Source organism: Novosphingobium sp. GW835-FHT14H07 (genome assembly GCF_058793515.1).
Genome location: NZ_JBXAFX010000005.1, coordinates 79,637 through 95,245, shown reverse-complemented (window position 1 = coordinate 95,245; position 15,609 = coordinate 79,637). Strand labels below are relative to the sequence as shown.

Sequence of the window (15,609 nt, the reverse complement as noted above, 5' to 3'; positions counted from 1 at the left end):
GCTAATCGCGCGCTCCATGAGCACACAGACACCGCAGGCCATCCGTGGCACCCAGGACATCTTCGGCCCCGACGCCGAGGCCTTTGCCTTCGTCGTCGAGACGTTCGAGCGCGTGCGCAAGCTCTACCGTTTCCGCCGCGTGGAAATGCCAGTGTTCGAAAAGACGGCCGTTTTCAGCCGCTCGCTGGGCGAGACAACCGACGTCGTCTCCAAGGAGATGTACAGCTTCGAGGATCGCGGTGGGGAATCGCTGACGCTGCGTCCCGAATTCACCGCCGGCATCGCCCGCGCCTACCTCACCGATGGCTGGCAGCAGTACGCGCCGCTCAAGGTCGCCACCCACGGGCCACTGTTCCGCTACGAACGCCCCCAGAAGGGCCGCTACCGCCAGTTTCACCAGATCGACGCCGAGGTGATCGGCGCGGGTGAGCCGCAGGCGGACGTCGAACTTCTCGTCATGGCCGACCAACTCCTCAAGGAACTGGGCATTGCGGACGGTGTGACGCTGCAGCTGAACACGCTGGGCGATGGCGCCAGCCGCGAGGCTTGGCGCACGGCGCTGATCGACTACTTCCGCGCCGTGAAGGGCGAGCTGTCTGAGGACTCGCAGGACCGCCTCGAACGCAACCCCTTGCGCATCCTCGACAGCAAGGACCCGCGCGACAAGCCGTTCACCGCCGACGCGCCGAAAATCGACGATTTCCTGAGTGCCGAGGCGCAGGACTTCTTCGCGAAGGTCACCTCAGGTCTCGATGCCGCGGGCGTCGCATGGACCCGCGCTCCGGCGCTGGTGCGCGGGCTGGATTACTACCGCCACACCGCGTTCGAGTTCGTGACCGACCGCCTTGGCGCGCAGGGCACCGTCCTTGGAGGCGGCCGCTATGATGGCCTGATGGAAGCCTTGGGCGGCGCGGCCACACCAGCCGTCGGTTGGGCGGCCGGGATTGAGCGGCTGGCGATGCTGGTGGGGGATCGGTATCCATCCATCGATACAGAAGTTGTAGTTTTTACTGAGCTTAAAGAGCTTGAAAACCTTGCGATTGCGGTCGCCAGCGCCATTCGAGCAGGCTTGCCTTCTGATCGGGCAGTACATTCTGATTTGCTGATCTCTGGATCGCCGAAGAAGCGATATCAAAAAGCAAAGGCGTCCGGTGCTTGGCGTGCTCTGTCAATCGAAGGTCTTGGAGGTGCTTTAGGGATCGCGCGACTTCGAGATCTCAACGTTGAAAATGCTTCGCCAGTCAGAAGTCGGATAAACGCTGCGCTTGAGGCGAGATTCAACATTCAAGAAACGGAGGTAGCAAACGCACATGCGTGGGTGTTGGTGAGTAAGAAGTGAGCGTATCCGACTCACGCCTTTCGCAGATCGCCCACCGCTTCGCCGAGCTTGAAGCGCGGCTTGGTTCGGGCACGCTCGAAGGCGCAGACTTCATTGCCGCCAGCCGTGACTATGCCGAGTTGGAACCGGTGGCCCGCGCAGCAGGACTGGTCGAGGCGATGCGTACCGAAATGGCGGCTCTTGCGGCCATGGCCGATCTTGATGATCCCGAAATGCGCGAGATGGCCGAGGAGGAATCCCGCGTTCTCAAGGCTGATCTGGAAGCGGCGGAGCACGAACTCGCCATCGCCATGCTGCCGCGCGATGCGGCGGACAGCCGCCCGGCCATGCTCGAAATCCGCGCTGGCACCGGCGGCGACGAGGCCGCGCTCTTCGCTGCGGACCTGTTCCGTATGTACGAACGCTATGCCGCCGAGCAGGGCTGGCGGGTCGAGGTCGTCTCGGTCAACGCCAATGACCTCGGCGGCTACAAGGAAGTGGTCGCCAACGTCACGGGCAGCGGGGTCTTCGCCAAGCTCAAGTTCGAAAGCGGCGTGCACCGGGTGCAGCGCGTGCCGGTGACCGAAAGCGGCGGCCGCATCCACACGTCTGCCGCGACGGTCGCCGTGTTGCCCGAACCGGACGAAGTGGACATTCGCATCGAGGACAAGGATCTCAAGATCGACGTCTACCGGGCGAGCGGCGCAGGCGGCCAGCACGTCAACACCACCGATTCCGCCGTGCGCATCACCCACCTGCCCACCGGCACGGTCGTCACCTGTCAGGACGGACGCAGCCAGCACAAGAACAAGGACAAGGCAATGCAGGTCCTGCGCGCCCGCCTGTTCGAGGCGCAGCGCGATGCTGCCCAGGGCGAAGAGGCCGAGGCGCGCAAGGCGATGGTCGGTTCGGGCGACCGCTCCGAGCGCATCCGCACCTACAACTTCCCGCAAGGCCGAGTGACCGACCACCGCATCAACCTGACGCTGCACCGCCTGCCCGAAATCCTCGAAGGCCCTGGCCTTGCCGAACTGATCGATGCGCTGATCGCCGAGGACCAGGCCAAGCGGCTGGCGGCGATGGATGGGTAACAGCGCCAAGTGAAGGTTGCCGAGGCCCTGCGCGCCGCCGCCGACCGGCTTTCCGCCACATCGGACACGGCCCGCCTCGATGCCGAAGTGCTGATGGCGCATGCGCTGGGCTGTTCGCGGACCGATCTGCTGCTGCGGCACATGGCGGCGGCGGTGCCCGATGGCTTCGATGCGCTGGTCGAGCGGCGGACGGGCCATGAGCCGGTTGCTTATATTACCGGCACTGCCGAGTTCTATGGCATCGAGCTTGCCGTAAGCCCCGCCGTCCTGATCCCGCGCGGCGATACCGAAACGCTGATCGAGGCGGCACGTGAGGCGTTTGCCGGCGAGGCGCCACCCGAGCGAATTCTCGATCTCGGAACAGGCTCGGGCGCTCTGCTGCTGGCGGCGCTGTCGCTATGGCCGGACGCCGAAGGCATCGCGATCGAGCGCTCTCCCGAAGCATCGGCGGTGGCGAAAGCGAACGCCAGACGCCATGCGCCGTCTGCGCGAATCCTCGAAGGCGACTGGACACAGACGGATTGGGCGCAGGGACTGGGCAGGTTTGACCTGGTCCTCTCGAACCCGCCTTATGTCGAGGAACACGCGAATCTCGATGCATCGGTCCGCCAGTACGAGCCAGCATCCGCGCTGTTTTCCGGCCTCGACGGGCTGGACGATTACCGCATTCTGGTGCCGCAGCTTCCTGCCCTCTTCACCGCGCGGGGTATTGCCTTGGTCGAGATAGGCTGGACACAAGCCGACGCCGTTACAGACATCGCGCGTGGGGCCGGGATGTCTGCGCGGGTCCATTGCGATCTGGCAGGGCGAAAAAGGGCGGTCGAAATGGCGGTTTCTGCCAATATTCCTCTTGGCAAGGGACCTGCGGATCACTAATTGTGTTCTTAGGCAGGGGACGGACGAAGGCTTCCCGTCCCGGCCAAATCCACCATTTGCAGGGAATATCGGCCAAAGGGGCCGAGACGAGCGCAGATGCTGGGAACCCCGATTCGCATGACGCGAACCGGTGGCGGAGGGTTGCGCGGCATTACGGGTTGCTCAAGCTTTACGAGAGGCCGCCCCATTTAAGGAAGTGCCTGAGTTGAATAACAATCGTGGTAACAACCGCCGTCGCGGTCGGGGCAACAACAATCGCCCCCAGAACGGTGGTCAGCAGCTCAACCGGATCGACAGCCGTGCGCGGGGCAATGCGCCCCAGATGCTGGAGAAGTATCGCAAGCTCGCGCAGGACGCCCACCTGAATGGCGACCGCGTGCAGGCCGAATACTATCTGCAATTTGCCGACCACTATTTCCGCGTGATCGCCGACACCCGCCTCCGTCAGGAAGAGCAGCGCGCCCGCCAGAACGGCGGCGAGCGCTGGCAGGATCACGACGCGGAGGAAGGCGCGGACGAATTCAGCGTCGAAGGTGATTTTCCCGCGTTCGACCGTCCGGTTTCCACGCGGCGCGAGCGTGAAGACCGCGAAGATCGTGGTGAACGTCAGGACCGGGGTGACCGCTATGAAGGTCGCCGCGATCGCGAGGATCGCCCCCGAGACGACCGCCAGCGTGACGATCGGCCCCGTGAAGATCGCCAGCGTGAAGAGCGCCCCCGTGAAGACCGGCAGCGTGAAGACCGGCAGCGCGACGATCGCGGTTCCGAAGAGCGCGGCACGCGTCGTGAGGGCGCCCGCCGGTTCGAGCGCAATCGCAGCCGCGATGCCGATGCGGAAGCGGCACCTGCCGAGGCTCTGCCCGGTGAAGGTGTTCCGGCCATCGAGGGTGAGCCAATTGCCGATGCCAACGACAATCCGTTCGTGACCCGGGCTACACGTGGGCTTCGCCCGCGCACCGAGCGGCGTCCGCGCGGCGTCAAAGCTGCGGCTGACGAAGCACCGGCGACGCTGGACGCCTCGTTCCTGCCGCCATCGATCAGCGCCAAGGCCGAGGCCGAGCCTGCTCCGGTTGCAGCACCGGCCCCAGAACCCATTGCCCCCGAGCCCGTTGCCGAAGAAGCCACTGCTCCTGCACCCAAGAAGCGCGGCCGTCCGCGCAAGACTCCGGTCGCCGAAGCGACCGAGCCTGCAGAGGGTTGATTGGTGACGCCGGGATGGGCCGCTTGCGGTCTCTCCCGGCGCACCCCATAGCAGGAAGGCATGACAGCTTCCCGCTTTTCCTCCCGCTTTCGGCCTCGCCTTCCATCGCGTGACAGCCTGCTGACAATTGCCGCTGGTGGCCTTGCTGCCTGCGGTTTTCAGCCGTTGGGCCTGTGGCCGCTGACGCTGGCTGCCCTCGCGTTCCTGATCCACCGCCTCCATGTGGTAAAGACCTGGCGGCAGGCATTGCTCATCGGATGGCTGTTCGGCGTCGGGCATTTCACCGTTGGCAATGGCTGGATCGCCACGGCTTTCACCTATCAGGCGGAAATGCCAACCTGGCTTGGCTGGATCGCGGTATTCCTGCTTGCGCTCTACCTCGCGGTATTCCCGGCCTTGGCAACGTGGGGTGGCTGGTGGCTGGCAAACACCCGCAGGGCCATGCTCTTGCCAGCCTTTGCCGCGGCGTGGATCGTGTCTGAATGGCTGCGCTCGTGGGTTTTCACCGGGTTTGCGTGGAACCCGCTGGCGATGGTGACACTGGGCGGTTTCGAGCGCCCCGGGCTCGCCCTCGCTGCACAATGGTTGGGAACTTACGCCCTGTCCGGGCTTGTCGTCCTGCTGGCCGGATGGTGGCTCTTTGCGCTCCGGTCCTTCCGAAAGGGGCAAAGGTGGGCTGCGGGTGCATACTTGCTCGGCCCGGCTGTGCTCATGGTTCTGCCACTTCATGGCGAGCGGCTTGAAGGGACCTTGCCGTTTACGCTGGTCCAGCCGGATGTGCGCCAGGACCTGCTCAACGATCCCGCCAATTTCGAGAATCAGTTCCAGAAGACGGCGAGGCTCTCTCTGACTCGCAAGCCCGGCGAGAACCGCCTTTTGCTCTGGCCTGAAAGCGGCGTGCCGGACTTTCTGCGCGAGGGCTATTCCCAGTTCTGGTACGACGAGACGACTTATGCCGGCGACCCGGTGCTGGCGCGAGAGCGGCTCGGCAAGGTCGCCGGCAAAGGTGGCCTGCTGCTGACCGGAACGACCGATCTTGCCATCGAGGGGCGCAAGGTGGCGGGCGCCTGGAATGTGGTGACGGCGCTTGATTCTGACGGGGCCATCAAGGGTTCGTACGCCAAGGCGCATCTCGTTCCTTATGGCGAGTACCTGCCGATGCGCTCACTCCTCGAACCGCTCGGTCTGTCGCGACTGGTTGCGGGCAGCCTTGATTTCTTCGCCGGGCCTGGGCCTCGCACACTCGATCTGGGCCGATATGGCAAGGCCGGGGTGCAGATCTGTTACGAGATCATCTTCTCGGGACAGGTGGTGGATCGCGCGCATCGGCCGGATTACCTGTTCAATCCGTCCAATGATGGCTGGTTCGGCGCCTGGGGGCCGCCGCAGCATCTGGCGCAGGCGCGGATGCGCGCCATAGAGGAGGGGTTGCCGGTCTTGCGGGCAACCACGACCGGCATAAGTGCGGTCGTGGATGCCGATGGCGTCGTCCGTCAGTTCGTGCCGCAACATCGCGCCGGCCGGCTGGACGGCGTGATCCCTCCCGCCCATGCGGCGACACTGTTTGCGCGCACCGGGAACATGCTCGCCCTTTTGTGGGCAGTAGCGCTTCTTTTCGTTGCACTGGTTGCAAGTGCCACGCGGAAACGCTAAGCGGGCAGGGACATAAAGCTTTCTTTATATCGCTTGTCTCAAGCACAGGCCCTCTTGGCATAGGACTCTCGATGCGCACCGATTACCTGTTCACTTCCGAATCCGTATCCGAAGGCCATCCGGACAAGGTTTCCGACCAGATCAGCGACGCGATCGTCGACCTGTTCCTGTCAAAGGACCCCGAAGCGCGCATCGCCTGCGAAACCCTGACCACCACGCAGCTTGTCGTTCTTGCCGGCGAAATCCGCTGCAAGGGCGTGTATGAGAACGGTGAATGGGCTCCGGGCGCGCAGGAAGAGATTGAGCGGACCGTGCGCGAGACGGTCAAGCGCATCGGCTATGCGCAGGACGGCTTCCACTGGGAGAAGTTCGAGTTCATCAACCGTCTGCATGGCCAGTCGGCCCACATCGCGCAGGGCGTCGATGCTGGCGAGAACAAGGACGAGGGCGCGGGCGACCAAGGCATCATGTTCGGCTATGCCACGGATGAAACGCCGGGCCTGATGCCGGCGACGCTCTACTACAGCCACAAGATTCTCGAACGCATGGCCGCCGATCGCCATTCCGGCGCCGCGCCGTTCCTCGAACCCGACGCCAAGAGTCAGGTCACTCTGCGCTATGAAGGCTCGCTGCCGGTTGCAGCCACCGCCATCGTCGTCTCGACGCAACACAAGGCAGGCTACGACGAGAACGACCCGGCCAAGCAGGCCGAACTCGAAGCCTATGTGAAGAGCGTGATTGCCGACGTGATCCCGCCGGTGCTGCTGCGCGAAACCGAATACTTCATCAACCCGACCGGCAGCTTCGAGATCGGCGGTCCTGACGGCGATGCCGGTTTGACGGGCCGCAAGATCATCGTCGACACCTATGGCGGTGCGGCTCCCCACGGCGGCGGCGCATTCTCGGGCAAGGACCCGACCAAGGTTGACCGTTCGGCTGCCTACATCACGCGCTACCTTGCCAAGAACGTGGTTGCCGCCGGCCTTGCCACGCGCTGCACCATCCAGATCGCCTATGCCATCGGCGTGTCGAAGCCGCTGTCGCTCTATGTCGACACGCACGAGACGGGCACCGTCGGCGACGACAAGATCGAGCAGGCGATCCTGGGTATTGCCAAGCTCGGGGGCCTGACCCCGCGCGCGATCCGCACGCACCTGGGGCTCAACAAGCCGATTTACCAGCCGACCGCAGCCTATGGCCATTTCGGTCGCAAGGCCGAAGGCGACTTCTTCCCGTGGGAGCGCACCGACCTCGTCGACGATCTCAAGGCGGCGCTTGCCTGAAGTGTCGGCCGGGGGAGCTGCTGACGGCTCCCCCGCCTGTCAGAACTGGCCCTTCCTCGGCCCGAGATAGCCGAACAGGAAGGCGCCGACCTTCCGCATCTGGATCTCTTCCGCGCCTTCGGTGATGCGGTAGCGGCGGTGATGCCGGAATATGTGCTCGAACGGCTTGTGGCGCGAATAGCCGATGCCCCCGTGGACCTGCATGGCACGGTCGGCGGCTTCGCAGACCAGCCGGTTCGCCCAGTAATTGCACATCGAGACCTTGTCCGAAAGTTCACGCTCGATGCGCTTGTGGCCACCCTCTTCGGCCTCGAGGCGGTCCATCTCCCAGGCCGTCTTGCGGATCAGAAGGCGCAGCATCTCGCACTGCGTGGCAAGCTCCACGAGCGGGAACTGGATCGCCTGGTTGCGGGCAAGCTCCTCGCCGAAAGGCTTGCGTTCCCGCGCATAGCGCACCGACTCCTCGACGCAGAAGGTAGCCGCGCCCAGCGATGATGCTGCCTGGCGGATGCGGTTCTGGTGAACGAAGCTCTGCGCAATGGCCAGGCCTCCGCCAACGGGGCCGAGAATCGCGCTGTCCGGCACCCAGACGTTGGTGAACGAAACGCGCGGGTGGTCGGTCGGCATATTGAAGGTCCACAGGTACTCTTCGATGACCAGCCCCTCGGTCGGGTTGGGCACGAGGAAGCAGGTGATGCCGCGCGCATCGCCCGCATCGCTACTCGTCCGTGCGAAAGTGGCGCAGTGGGTGGCAACGTGCATGCCGGTGGTCCACATCTTCTCGCCATCGATGCGCCAGCCAGATACCCCGTCGCGCGTTTCCGGCACTGCGCGGGTTTCCATGTGGGTGGCGTCGGAGCCGTGATCGGGTTCGGTAAGGCCGAAGGCGGTGCGGCGCGTGCGGGCAAAGCCCCCTTCGATAAACTCCGCTTGCTGTTCCGGTGTGCCGAAATGCTCGAACATGTTCACGAACGGGAAGTTGCCGACGATCGAGTGCTCGTTCTGCAGGTCATTGTGGAGCCCCAGGCCCTTCGCCGCGAAGTGTTCGCGGATCACTGCCATCCACAGGTTCTTGCCGTCCTTGCCGCCGTACTTCTTCGGCGCGGAAAAGCGCCAGTGCCCCGCCGCATCGGCACGGCGGGTGGCTTCGACCAATAGCGCTTCCCATTCATGGCGCGGCAGGCCGCCGTTGTCGAAATCGGTGCGCGCCCATTCGCGGCGGTGGTCGAAGAAGCGGATATTGTCGTCCGCCTGTTCAAGCGGTTTGATCTCTGCCTCGATGAAGGCATCGAGTTCGGCGATGTAGGCGACGAGGTCTTGGGGAAGGTTGAAGTCCATCAGACTTGGCTCCAGAGGGGGCGGGCGGACGCCAGCGCGGGATACTTGGGCATGTCGGCGGAAAGGGTGGACAGCGTCCGGGAGCGGAGCGTGGCAAGGAGCCCTTCCGTCTGAAGCGACTGGCGCCCGGCAAGAATGTTCTCGGCAAGGACCTTGTCCGCCGGATCTGCACGCCCGGCCAATTCGCGGCGCACGATACCCAGCGCGTTCTGGGCGACGGCTAGCTCCCAGCGCTCACGGCCGTCGAGCTTGCCCTTGACCGTGGCGGCGAGCCATTCCGAGACAGCGGTCAGGATTTCCGCCGCCGTTGGCTCGCCCAGGCTTTCGGATGCGCGCCCCGGCGCTGCAGGCAGGAGTCGCTCGCGCTCCGCCTGTGGTGCTTCGCTTTCGAGCAGCAGCAGCAGGTCGAGTTCCTGTTCCGCGCAGCGGCGGGCGACGACGACTCGCTCAAGTGACCGATCGGTGCCGGATCGCCATGATTGGCCCATCGATAGGCAGCCAAGCGCCCACCATACCGTTCGATAGACCAGCCAGAAGCGGAAGCGGACTGCATCAAACTGCTCACCGCCGGCGTCTTCATAGGCCCGGGCCAGGGTAGCCACATCGGTCAGGCCGAACCCTTGCTTGTCGAGCCTTCCGAATCGCCACACAGTCATGCAGCCATAGGCCAGGTCCTCATGCCCGTCGCCAAGATGGGCCAGTTCCCAATCGAGCACGCCGGACAGGCGCCCTGCGTCAACCATGAGGTTGCCGATGCGGAAATCGCCATGGACGACGACGGGCGATGTCGGCGAGGGCAGGTTGGTGCGAAGCCAGGCGAGGCCCAGCGCAATTACCGGTCGGTCGCCACCGGCTTCCTCGAACTGGCGGGCGAGCCCCTCCACGCCTTCCGCAGGGTTCAGCATCGGAAGGAAAGGCAGGCCTTCGGGCGAAAGGGCGTGAATGCCTGCCATTGCCGCTGCGAGATCGGATGCAAGCTCCGGAGAGGATGAGAGTGCAACTTCCGGATCGGCCGTGCCCGGCAGGCAACGCATGATGAAGCCGATGCCAAGGCCATCCGCGCTCGCAAGTTCGGCGACGACTTCCGGCGCTTTCACGCCGGACGCGTGTGCCTGCCGGATCAGTTCGGCTTCACCATCCATCCCGAGCGGACGCGCCGCGATCCATTCAGCCGAGGGCGCGCGGCGCAACACGAACCGTCCATCTCCACAGGCAAACGCCCATGATTCCATGTTTGCGCCGCCGGAGAGCCGCTGCAGGCCGGTAATCCTGCCGCCGTGCCCCGCCCTTGCCATGACTGCTTCGAGCAGCGTTTCCATTGCCTCTCCACGTCCGGCTTTGCCGCCGGTGCGAGGGTACTATCCTTAACCGATCGATTAAAGTCCAGCGCGAATCGCCACTCGAGATTGGTTCCCGCAGCTTGCGCCCATCCGCGCGATGGATGCGCCGAGATGGTCCGAAAGGCACTTTGCCTTAGAATCACAACGCGATACTTGTGTTAAAGACGGATAAACCGGGGTCGGGGTACAAGAAGGCATGAAGTTCCGCACCGCACGAATCATCGCCGCATTGATGGTGGCGGCCCCTGCGCTGGTCGCCACGGTCCCCGCAGTGCAGAGCCGCGCTACGGTTTCGCTTCAGGATCAGCGCGATCAGGCGATCCAGCAGCAGGTGGCCGCGATTGCCGCAGAGGGGCGGGGGCGCATCGGCGTGGCCGCCATGGACCTCGATGGGGGCGGTCAGATTTTCGTGAATGCCGACATGCCGTTCCCGATGGCCAGCACGGCCAAGATTGCGGTCGCGGCCACGTTCCTCGATCTTGTCGAGAAGGGCAATGCGCGGCTCGACCAGCAATTTCCCATGATGATGCCGGTGCGCGAAACCGGCGCGCGCAGTGCCGAAGCGCCGCTTCGCTCAGGCCAGATCATGACCGCGCAGAGCCTGATGGAGCTTTCCATCACGCGCAGCCACAACGAGGCTACCGACGGATTGATCCAGGCGGTTGGCGGTTACGACAAGATCAATCGTTGGCTCACGTCCAAGGGCATTACCGGCCAGCGGCTCGACCATACAATGGCAACGCTGGTTCGCGACGATGGCAAGGTCGACGCCGCGCGGGTGATTGATGTGCGCACCTCGAGCACGCCGCGCGCCATGCTTGCGTTGCTGGCCGCCATCGATCGGGGCAATGCCTTGAGTCCGGAAAGCCGAGCCGTGCTGCTCGATACCATGACCCGGACCAGCACGGGCAAGAACCGGATTCGTGCCGGACTGCCTGCGGGTACGCTCGTCGCCCACAAGACGGGCACGCTGTTCGGAGTGACGGACGATGTTGGTATCGTGCGTTTGCCTGATGGCAGGCACCTTGCCGTGGTATTCTTTGTGACCGGGCCCGAAGGTCACACTGCTCACGCCGGTCTGATCGCCCGCATGATGCGCACGATATATGATGGCTACAGCACACCGGTGGCCAAGAGCACGCAGGACCTTGTTCGCCGCCGCTAGGCTCTAAGCCTGAAACACCTACCAAACGCAAAAACGAGGGGCGGCAAGGCGATCTTGCCGCCCCCGTTTTTTGCGCGCCATCAGCCCGGCATACCGCAAAGAGAAAGGGGCGCGATCCGAAGACCACGCCCCTTCTATCTCATGTAACCTGCCCTTGCGGGCGGGGATTACATCGAAGCAGCTTCGCTCGCTTCAGCCGAAGCGTCGGCAGCAGGAGCCGAAGCGTCAGCAGCGACTTCCGAAGCAGCTTCCGAAGCAGCAGCGGTTTCGGTGGCTTCAGCAGCCGGCTTTTCCGAGCAGCCAGCGAGAGCGAAGGCGGTGCCGGCGACAGCGGCGAGGATGAGCTTGCGCATGCGTTACAATCCCTGGATTGAAGTGACCAGCGCCGGGCAAGCAGCCCGCCGCAAAGCCTACTCAAGCGGTAGACTTCGCGACCCAATTAATCGGCAATTCATCGCGTTGCAAGCACAAGACGTATGCATTGTGTCACAGTTTAGCCCGTGTTTGGGCCGAACCGCCTTTTTTTTGCCCGATTTCCGTGCGTTGAGCCGAGGCTTGCATGCGCCGGGTTGAGTTCTGACCACCCTGCAGCAAGGCGATGACGCGGGCATCGCGCCCTGCTAACACCCCCCGATGAGCGAAAAGCAGCATCTCTATCTGGTCGACGGGTCGGCCTATATTTTCCGCGCCTATCATCGCCTCCCGCCGCTGACGAATCCGCAAGGAACGCCGGTTGGCGCGGTCTACGGCTATACGACGATGCTGTGGAAACTGGCCGAGGACCTGCACAAGGCGGATGGGCCGACGCACCTTGCTGTCATTCTCGACAAGGCCGGCACGTCGTTCCGGAACGACCTCTACGACCAGTACAAGGCCAACCGCCCGCCCCCGCCCGAAGATCTCGTCCCGCAGTTCCCGCTGATCCGCGATGCAACACGTGCGTTCAGCCTCGCCTGCATTGAGGAGGACGCGCTTGAGGCCGATGACCTGATTGCTTCCTACGCGCGGGCAGCGACATTGCGCGGTTGGGACGTGACGATCGTTTCCTCCGACAAGGATCTGATGCAACTGGTCGGCAAGTGCGCCACCGGTGGTGGCTGCATCGACATGCTGGACACGATGAAGAACCAGCGCATCGACATCCCCGAAGTTGTCGAGAAGTTCGGCGTGCCGCCGGAAAAGGTCGGTGACGTCCTGGCGCTTATGGGCGATTCGGTCGACAACGTGCCCGGCATTCGCGGCATCGGCCCGAAGACCGCCACCAAGCTGATCCAGGAATACGGCGATCTCGAATCCGCGCTGGCTGCGGCCCCTGCGATGAAGGCGAGCAAGCTGCGCGAGAGCCTGATCGAGCAGGCCGAGATGGCCCGCCTTTCCCGCGTGCTGGTGCAACTCAAGGAAGATTGCCCGCTGCCGATTCCGATCGAGGACTTTGCCCTCGGCCAGATCCCCCGCGATCCGCTTGCAGCGTTTCTGGAGGAGCACGGTTTCACCAGCCTGCTGCGTCGTCTTGACGACGGCAAGGGCAGCCCGGGGCCAAAGACCCAGCTCAATCCCGCCAAGCCCGAAAACATGGCGGCTCCGGCCGCACCTGCGGGCAACCGGCAGTCGCTGCCGTCATGGCCGGCGGTGGATCTTGGCGCCTACGCCTGCATCCAGTCGATGGGCGAGCTGCAGCAGTGGATTGCGCGGGCGTTCGAAGCGCGGGTGGTGGCGATCGATACGGAAACGAGCGCGCTTGACGCAATGCGCGCCAGCCTGGTCGGCGTGAGCCTTGCGCTCGGGCCGAACGATGCCTGCTACATTCCGCTCGGCCACGGCGGCGCAGACATGTTTGCGGAAAGGCCGGTGCAGATCGATCGCGCAGAGGCATTGGCCGCACTGAAGCCGCTCCTGGAAAGTGACGCGGTGTTGAAGGTCGGCCAGAACATCAAATACGACATCAACATCCTTGCGCGCCAGGGCGTCCATGTCGCGCCGATCGACGATACCATGGTGATGAGCTTCTGCCTTGATGCCGGACGCAGCGAGACCGGCCTTGCCGGCCACGGCATGGACGAACTGGCAGAGCGGCACCTGCTGCACACCACGATGAAGTTCAAGGACCTGTGCGGCACCGGCAAGAAGGCGATCTCGTTCGCCGAAGTGCCGCTGGCCGACGCCACGCGCTATGCCGCAGAGGACGCCGACGTCACGTGGCGCCTGCATCGCCTGTTCCAGCCGCGGCTGGTCGACGAGGCGGGCATGCGAATCTACCAGAAGGTCGATCGTCCGCTCGTGCCGGTCGTCGCGATGATGGAACGCAATGGCATCAAGGTGGACCGCGAGCGGTTGTCCAGCCTCTCCACCGAGTTTGCCGCGCAGATCGCGCGCCTCGAAAGCGTGATCTTCGAGAAGTGCGGACAGAGCTTCACCATCGGGAGCCCCAAGCAACTGGGCGAGATCCTGTTCGACAAGCTCGGCTACAAGGGTGGCAAGAAGGGCAAGACCGGGCAGTACTCCACCGACCAGTCGGTGCTCGAAGGTCTGGCCGGGCAAGGCGCGGAAGTGGCAACGCTCGTGCTGGAATGGCGCCAGCTGTCGAAGCTCAAGTCGACCTATACCGATGCGCTGCAGGCCGCGATCAACCCCGAGACCGGGCGCGTGCACACCAGCTACAGTCTCGTCGGTGCGCAGACCGGGCGTCTCTCGTCAAACGAACCCAACCTGCAGAACATCCCGATCCGAACCGAGATCGGCCGCCAGATCCGCGATGCCTTCGTTGCCGAGCCCGGCAATGTGCTGCTGGCCGCGGACTACAGCCAGATCGAACTGCGCCTTGCCGCGCACATGGCCGATGTGCCGGCGCTGAAGGAAGCCTTCGCTGCCGGAGAGGACATCCACGCGCGCACCGCAATGGAAATGTTCGGCACCGTCGATCGTGACACCCGAGGACGGGCCAAGACGATCAACTTCGCCATCCTCTACGGCATCAGCCGCTGGGGCCTGGGGGGGCGTCTGGGCGTTAGCGCGGACGAGGCGCAGGCCATGATCGACCGCTACTTCGAACGCTTCCCCGGCATCCAGCGCTACATCCACGAAACATTGGAGAGCGTGCGCGAGTGTGGCTATTCGCAGACGCTGTTCGGCCGCAAGACGTGGTTCCCGCGCATCGGCTCTAAGAACCAGGCCGAACGCCAGGGCAGCGAGCGTGCCGCAATCAACGCTCCGATCCAGGGCACCAGCGCCGACATCATCAAGCGCGCCATGGCCCGGATGATGCCGGCCCTTGCCCAAGCAGGCTTGCCCCGCGTGAAGATGCTGCTGCAGGTCCACGACGAACTCGTCTTCGAGCTGCCGGAAGGCGATGTGGAGGAAGCCAGGCCGGTGATCGAGCGGGTCATGGCGACGGCGGCCGAGCCTGCGGTGAAGCTCAGTGTGCCGCTTGGCGTGGAGATCGGAACCGGCCTGTCATGGGGCGCGGCGCACTGATCGTCAGTTGAGCGCTGCGTATTGCGCCAGATCGGCGGTGCCGAGCGTCAGGATCTGATCGTTCGGCACCGAGTTGGTCAGCGCGTAGAACGCCGAGGCCTTGTCCGGCCCAAGGCCCATTTCGCGGTAGTAGTCGAGGTACGCGCGGTTGACCGGGTCGGACGCACTGAAATCGTCCGGCTCGAGACCCTCATCGTCGATCCAGGAATGGACCACGAACTCGGCATCGGGCGCAGCGCTGCGGCTCGCTCCCGCAAGGAACAGCTCGACCGCGCCCGAGCGGACCGAGCCGTGTTCCGGCACGCGCGTGGCAATGCCGCGGGCGCGGATCATGCGGCCGAGGCGCAGATTCGCGTGATCGTCGACCGTGCCGGGGCAGTCCGGCATTTCGAGCATGCGAATGCCGGGGAAGGCGCGCAGCATCTTCTGGAAGTCGGCAGGCGAATAGCTGTCGGTTTCGGCGACGAGTGCGGCCCGGCTGCCGTCCAACACCTCGAACGGCCCGAAGCTGGCGACGCCCTTCACATCGGCGCGGGGCAGCCCGGCGATGCGTTCGGAGCCCGGCTCCTCGACTTCGACGACCGTCGTCTCGGTCCATGTGACGCCGTTCTCCACCCAGGTCCGTGTCGTTACCTCGCGCGTCGTCACCTCGCGCGCCAGCACCGGCTGGCAGGCGAGAATGGCGAAGATCGCGGAAAGAAGCGCGCGGCGGAGCATGGTCAGCCTTTTCCGCGCGCGCGGATTGCCGAATTGCCAAGGGACGCGGTTAAGATCGCCTCACCATGACCCGCGACTGGCTACGAATGCCTCGAAAATGGCCGCATCCCGCCACCGTACTGGCCGCACCGCTGCTAGGCTAAGTAGCATTGCGGA

General features: G+C 64.4%; 12 protein-coding genes. 8 read left to right on the top strand and 4 right to left on the bottom strand.

The genetic code is table 11. The features are described from left to right. Window positions 1–16: 16 nt before the first annotated feature. From hisS to metK, 6 genes are all read left to right on the top strand, one after another. Window positions 17–1,339 (top strand): histidine--tRNA ligase, encoded by a 1,323-nt coding sequence (gene hisS / locus AC1Q5P_RS06730; RefSeq protein WP_492518533.1) that lies wholly within the window; start codon window positions 17–19, stop codon window positions 1,337–1,339. Continuing rightward, window positions 1,336–2,409, top strand: a complete 1,074-nt coding sequence (gene prfA / locus AC1Q5P_RS06725; RefSeq protein ID WP_492518532.1) for a peptide chain release factor 1 — start codon at window positions 1,336–1,338, stop codon at window positions 2,407–2,409. Before hisS ends, prfA begins: the two co-directional genes overlap by 4 nt. 9 nt (window positions 2,410–2,418) lie before the next feature. Further along, window positions 2,419–3,285: a peptide chain release factor N(5)-glutamine methyltransferase gene (gene prmC, locus AC1Q5P_RS06720; RefSeq protein WP_193827276.1), complete on the top strand. Its 867-nt coding sequence runs from the start codon at window positions 2,419–2,421 to the stop codon at window positions 3,283–3,285. Window positions 3,286–3,490: 205 nt separating this feature from the next. Beyond that, window positions 3,491–4,486, top strand: coding sequence for a DUF4167 domain-containing protein (locus tag AC1Q5P_RS06715; RefSeq protein WP_492518531.1), 996 nt, complete (start codon window positions 3,491–3,493; stop codon window positions 4,484–4,486). 60 nt (window positions 4,487–4,546) lie between these two features. Further along, a complete protein-coding gene (gene lnt, locus AC1Q5P_RS06710; RefSeq protein WP_492518530.1) occupies window positions 4,547–6,139 on the top strand; it encodes an apolipoprotein N-acyltransferase in 1,593 nt (530 codons plus the stop codon). Between the two features lie 71 nt (window positions 6,140–6,210). Beyond that, complete coding sequence (gene metK, locus AC1Q5P_RS06705) at window positions 6,211–7,422, top strand: methionine adenosyltransferase (RefSeq protein WP_039333563.1); 1,212 nt, start codon at window positions 6,211–6,213, stop codon at window positions 7,420–7,422. Window positions 7,423–7,461: 39 nt separating this feature from the next. Here the strand turns inward: metK and AC1Q5P_RS06700 are convergent, their stop codons facing one another. Both AC1Q5P_RS06700 and AC1Q5P_RS06695 read right to left on the bottom strand, forming a co-directional pair. Then, a complete protein-coding gene (locus tag AC1Q5P_RS06700; protein ID WP_492518529.1) occupies window positions 7,462–8,760 on the bottom strand; it encodes an acyl-CoA dehydrogenase family protein in 1,299 nt (432 codons plus the stop codon). Beyond that, window positions 8,760–10,079: a phosphotransferase gene (locus AC1Q5P_RS06695; RefSeq protein WP_492518528.1), complete on the bottom strand. Its 1,320-nt coding sequence runs from the start codon at window positions 10,077–10,079 to the stop codon at window positions 8,760–8,762. Before AC1Q5P_RS06695 ends, AC1Q5P_RS06700 begins: the two co-directional genes overlap by 1 nt. 217 nt (window positions 10,080–10,296) lie before the next feature. Here AC1Q5P_RS06695 and AC1Q5P_RS06690 point away from each other — a divergent pair, with 217 nt between their 5' ends. Beyond that, window positions 10,297–11,265 carry a serine hydrolase gene (locus AC1Q5P_RS06690; protein WP_492518527.1) on the top strand — a complete coding sequence of 323 codons (969 nt, stop codon included), beginning with the start codon at window positions 10,297–10,299 and terminating at the stop codon, window positions 11,263–11,265. A gap of 167 nt (window positions 11,266–11,432) precedes the next feature. Here the strand turns inward: AC1Q5P_RS06690 and AC1Q5P_RS06685 are convergent, their stop codons facing one another. Continuing rightward, complete coding sequence (locus tag AC1Q5P_RS06685; protein ID WP_039333570.1) at window positions 11,433–11,618, bottom strand: hypothetical protein; 186 nt, start codon at window positions 11,616–11,618, stop codon at window positions 11,433–11,435. Window positions 11,619–11,898: 280 nt separating this feature from the next. Between AC1Q5P_RS06685 and polA the strand changes: the two genes are divergently transcribed. After that, entirely contained in the window at window positions 11,899–14,736 is a 2,838-nt protein-coding gene (gene polA / locus AC1Q5P_RS06680; protein WP_492518526.1) for a DNA polymerase I, read from the top strand. Window positions 14,737–14,739: 3 nt separating this feature from the next. Here polA and AC1Q5P_RS06675 read toward each other — a convergent pair whose 3' ends face one another. Further along, window positions 14,740–15,453 carry a hypothetical protein gene (locus AC1Q5P_RS06675; RefSeq protein WP_492518525.1) on the bottom strand — a complete coding sequence of 238 codons (714 nt, stop codon included), beginning with the start codon at window positions 15,451–15,453 and terminating at the stop codon, window positions 14,740–14,742. Window positions 15,454–15,609 lie beyond the last annotated feature (156 nt).

Coding starts and splice junctions, on each gene's coding strand:
- hisS (WP_492518533.1), top strand. CDS start 17: ATGAGCACACAGACACCGCAGGCCATCCGTGGCACCCAGGACATCTTC.
- lnt (WP_492518530.1), top strand. CDS start 4,547: ATGACAGCTTCCCGCTTTTCCTCCCGCTTTCGGCCTCGCCTTCCATCG.
- metK (WP_039333563.1), top strand. CDS start 6,211: ATGCGCACCGATTACCTGTTCACTTCCGAATCCGTATCCGAAGGCCAT.
- AC1Q5P_RS06700 (WP_492518529.1), bottom strand. CDS start 8,760: ATGGACTTCAACCTTCCCCAAGACCTCGTCGCCTACATCGCCGAACTC.
- AC1Q5P_RS06695 (WP_492518528.1), bottom strand. CDS start 10,079: ATGGAAACGCTGCTCGAAGCAGTCATGGCAAGGGCGGGGCACGGCGGC.
- AC1Q5P_RS06690 (WP_492518527.1), top strand. CDS start 10,297: ATGAAGTTCCGCACCGCACGAATCATCGCCGCATTGATGGTGGCGGCC.
- AC1Q5P_RS06685 (WP_039333570.1), bottom strand. CDS start 11,618: ATGCGCAAGCTCATCCTCGCCGCTGTCGCCGGCACCGCCTTCGCTCTC.
- polA (WP_492518526.1), top strand. CDS start 11,899: ATGAGCGAAAAGCAGCATCTCTATCTGGTCGACGGGTCGGCCTATATT.
- AC1Q5P_RS06675 (WP_492518525.1), bottom strand. CDS start 15,453: ATGCTCCGCCGCGCGCTTCTTTCCGCGATCTTCGCCATTCTCGCCTGC.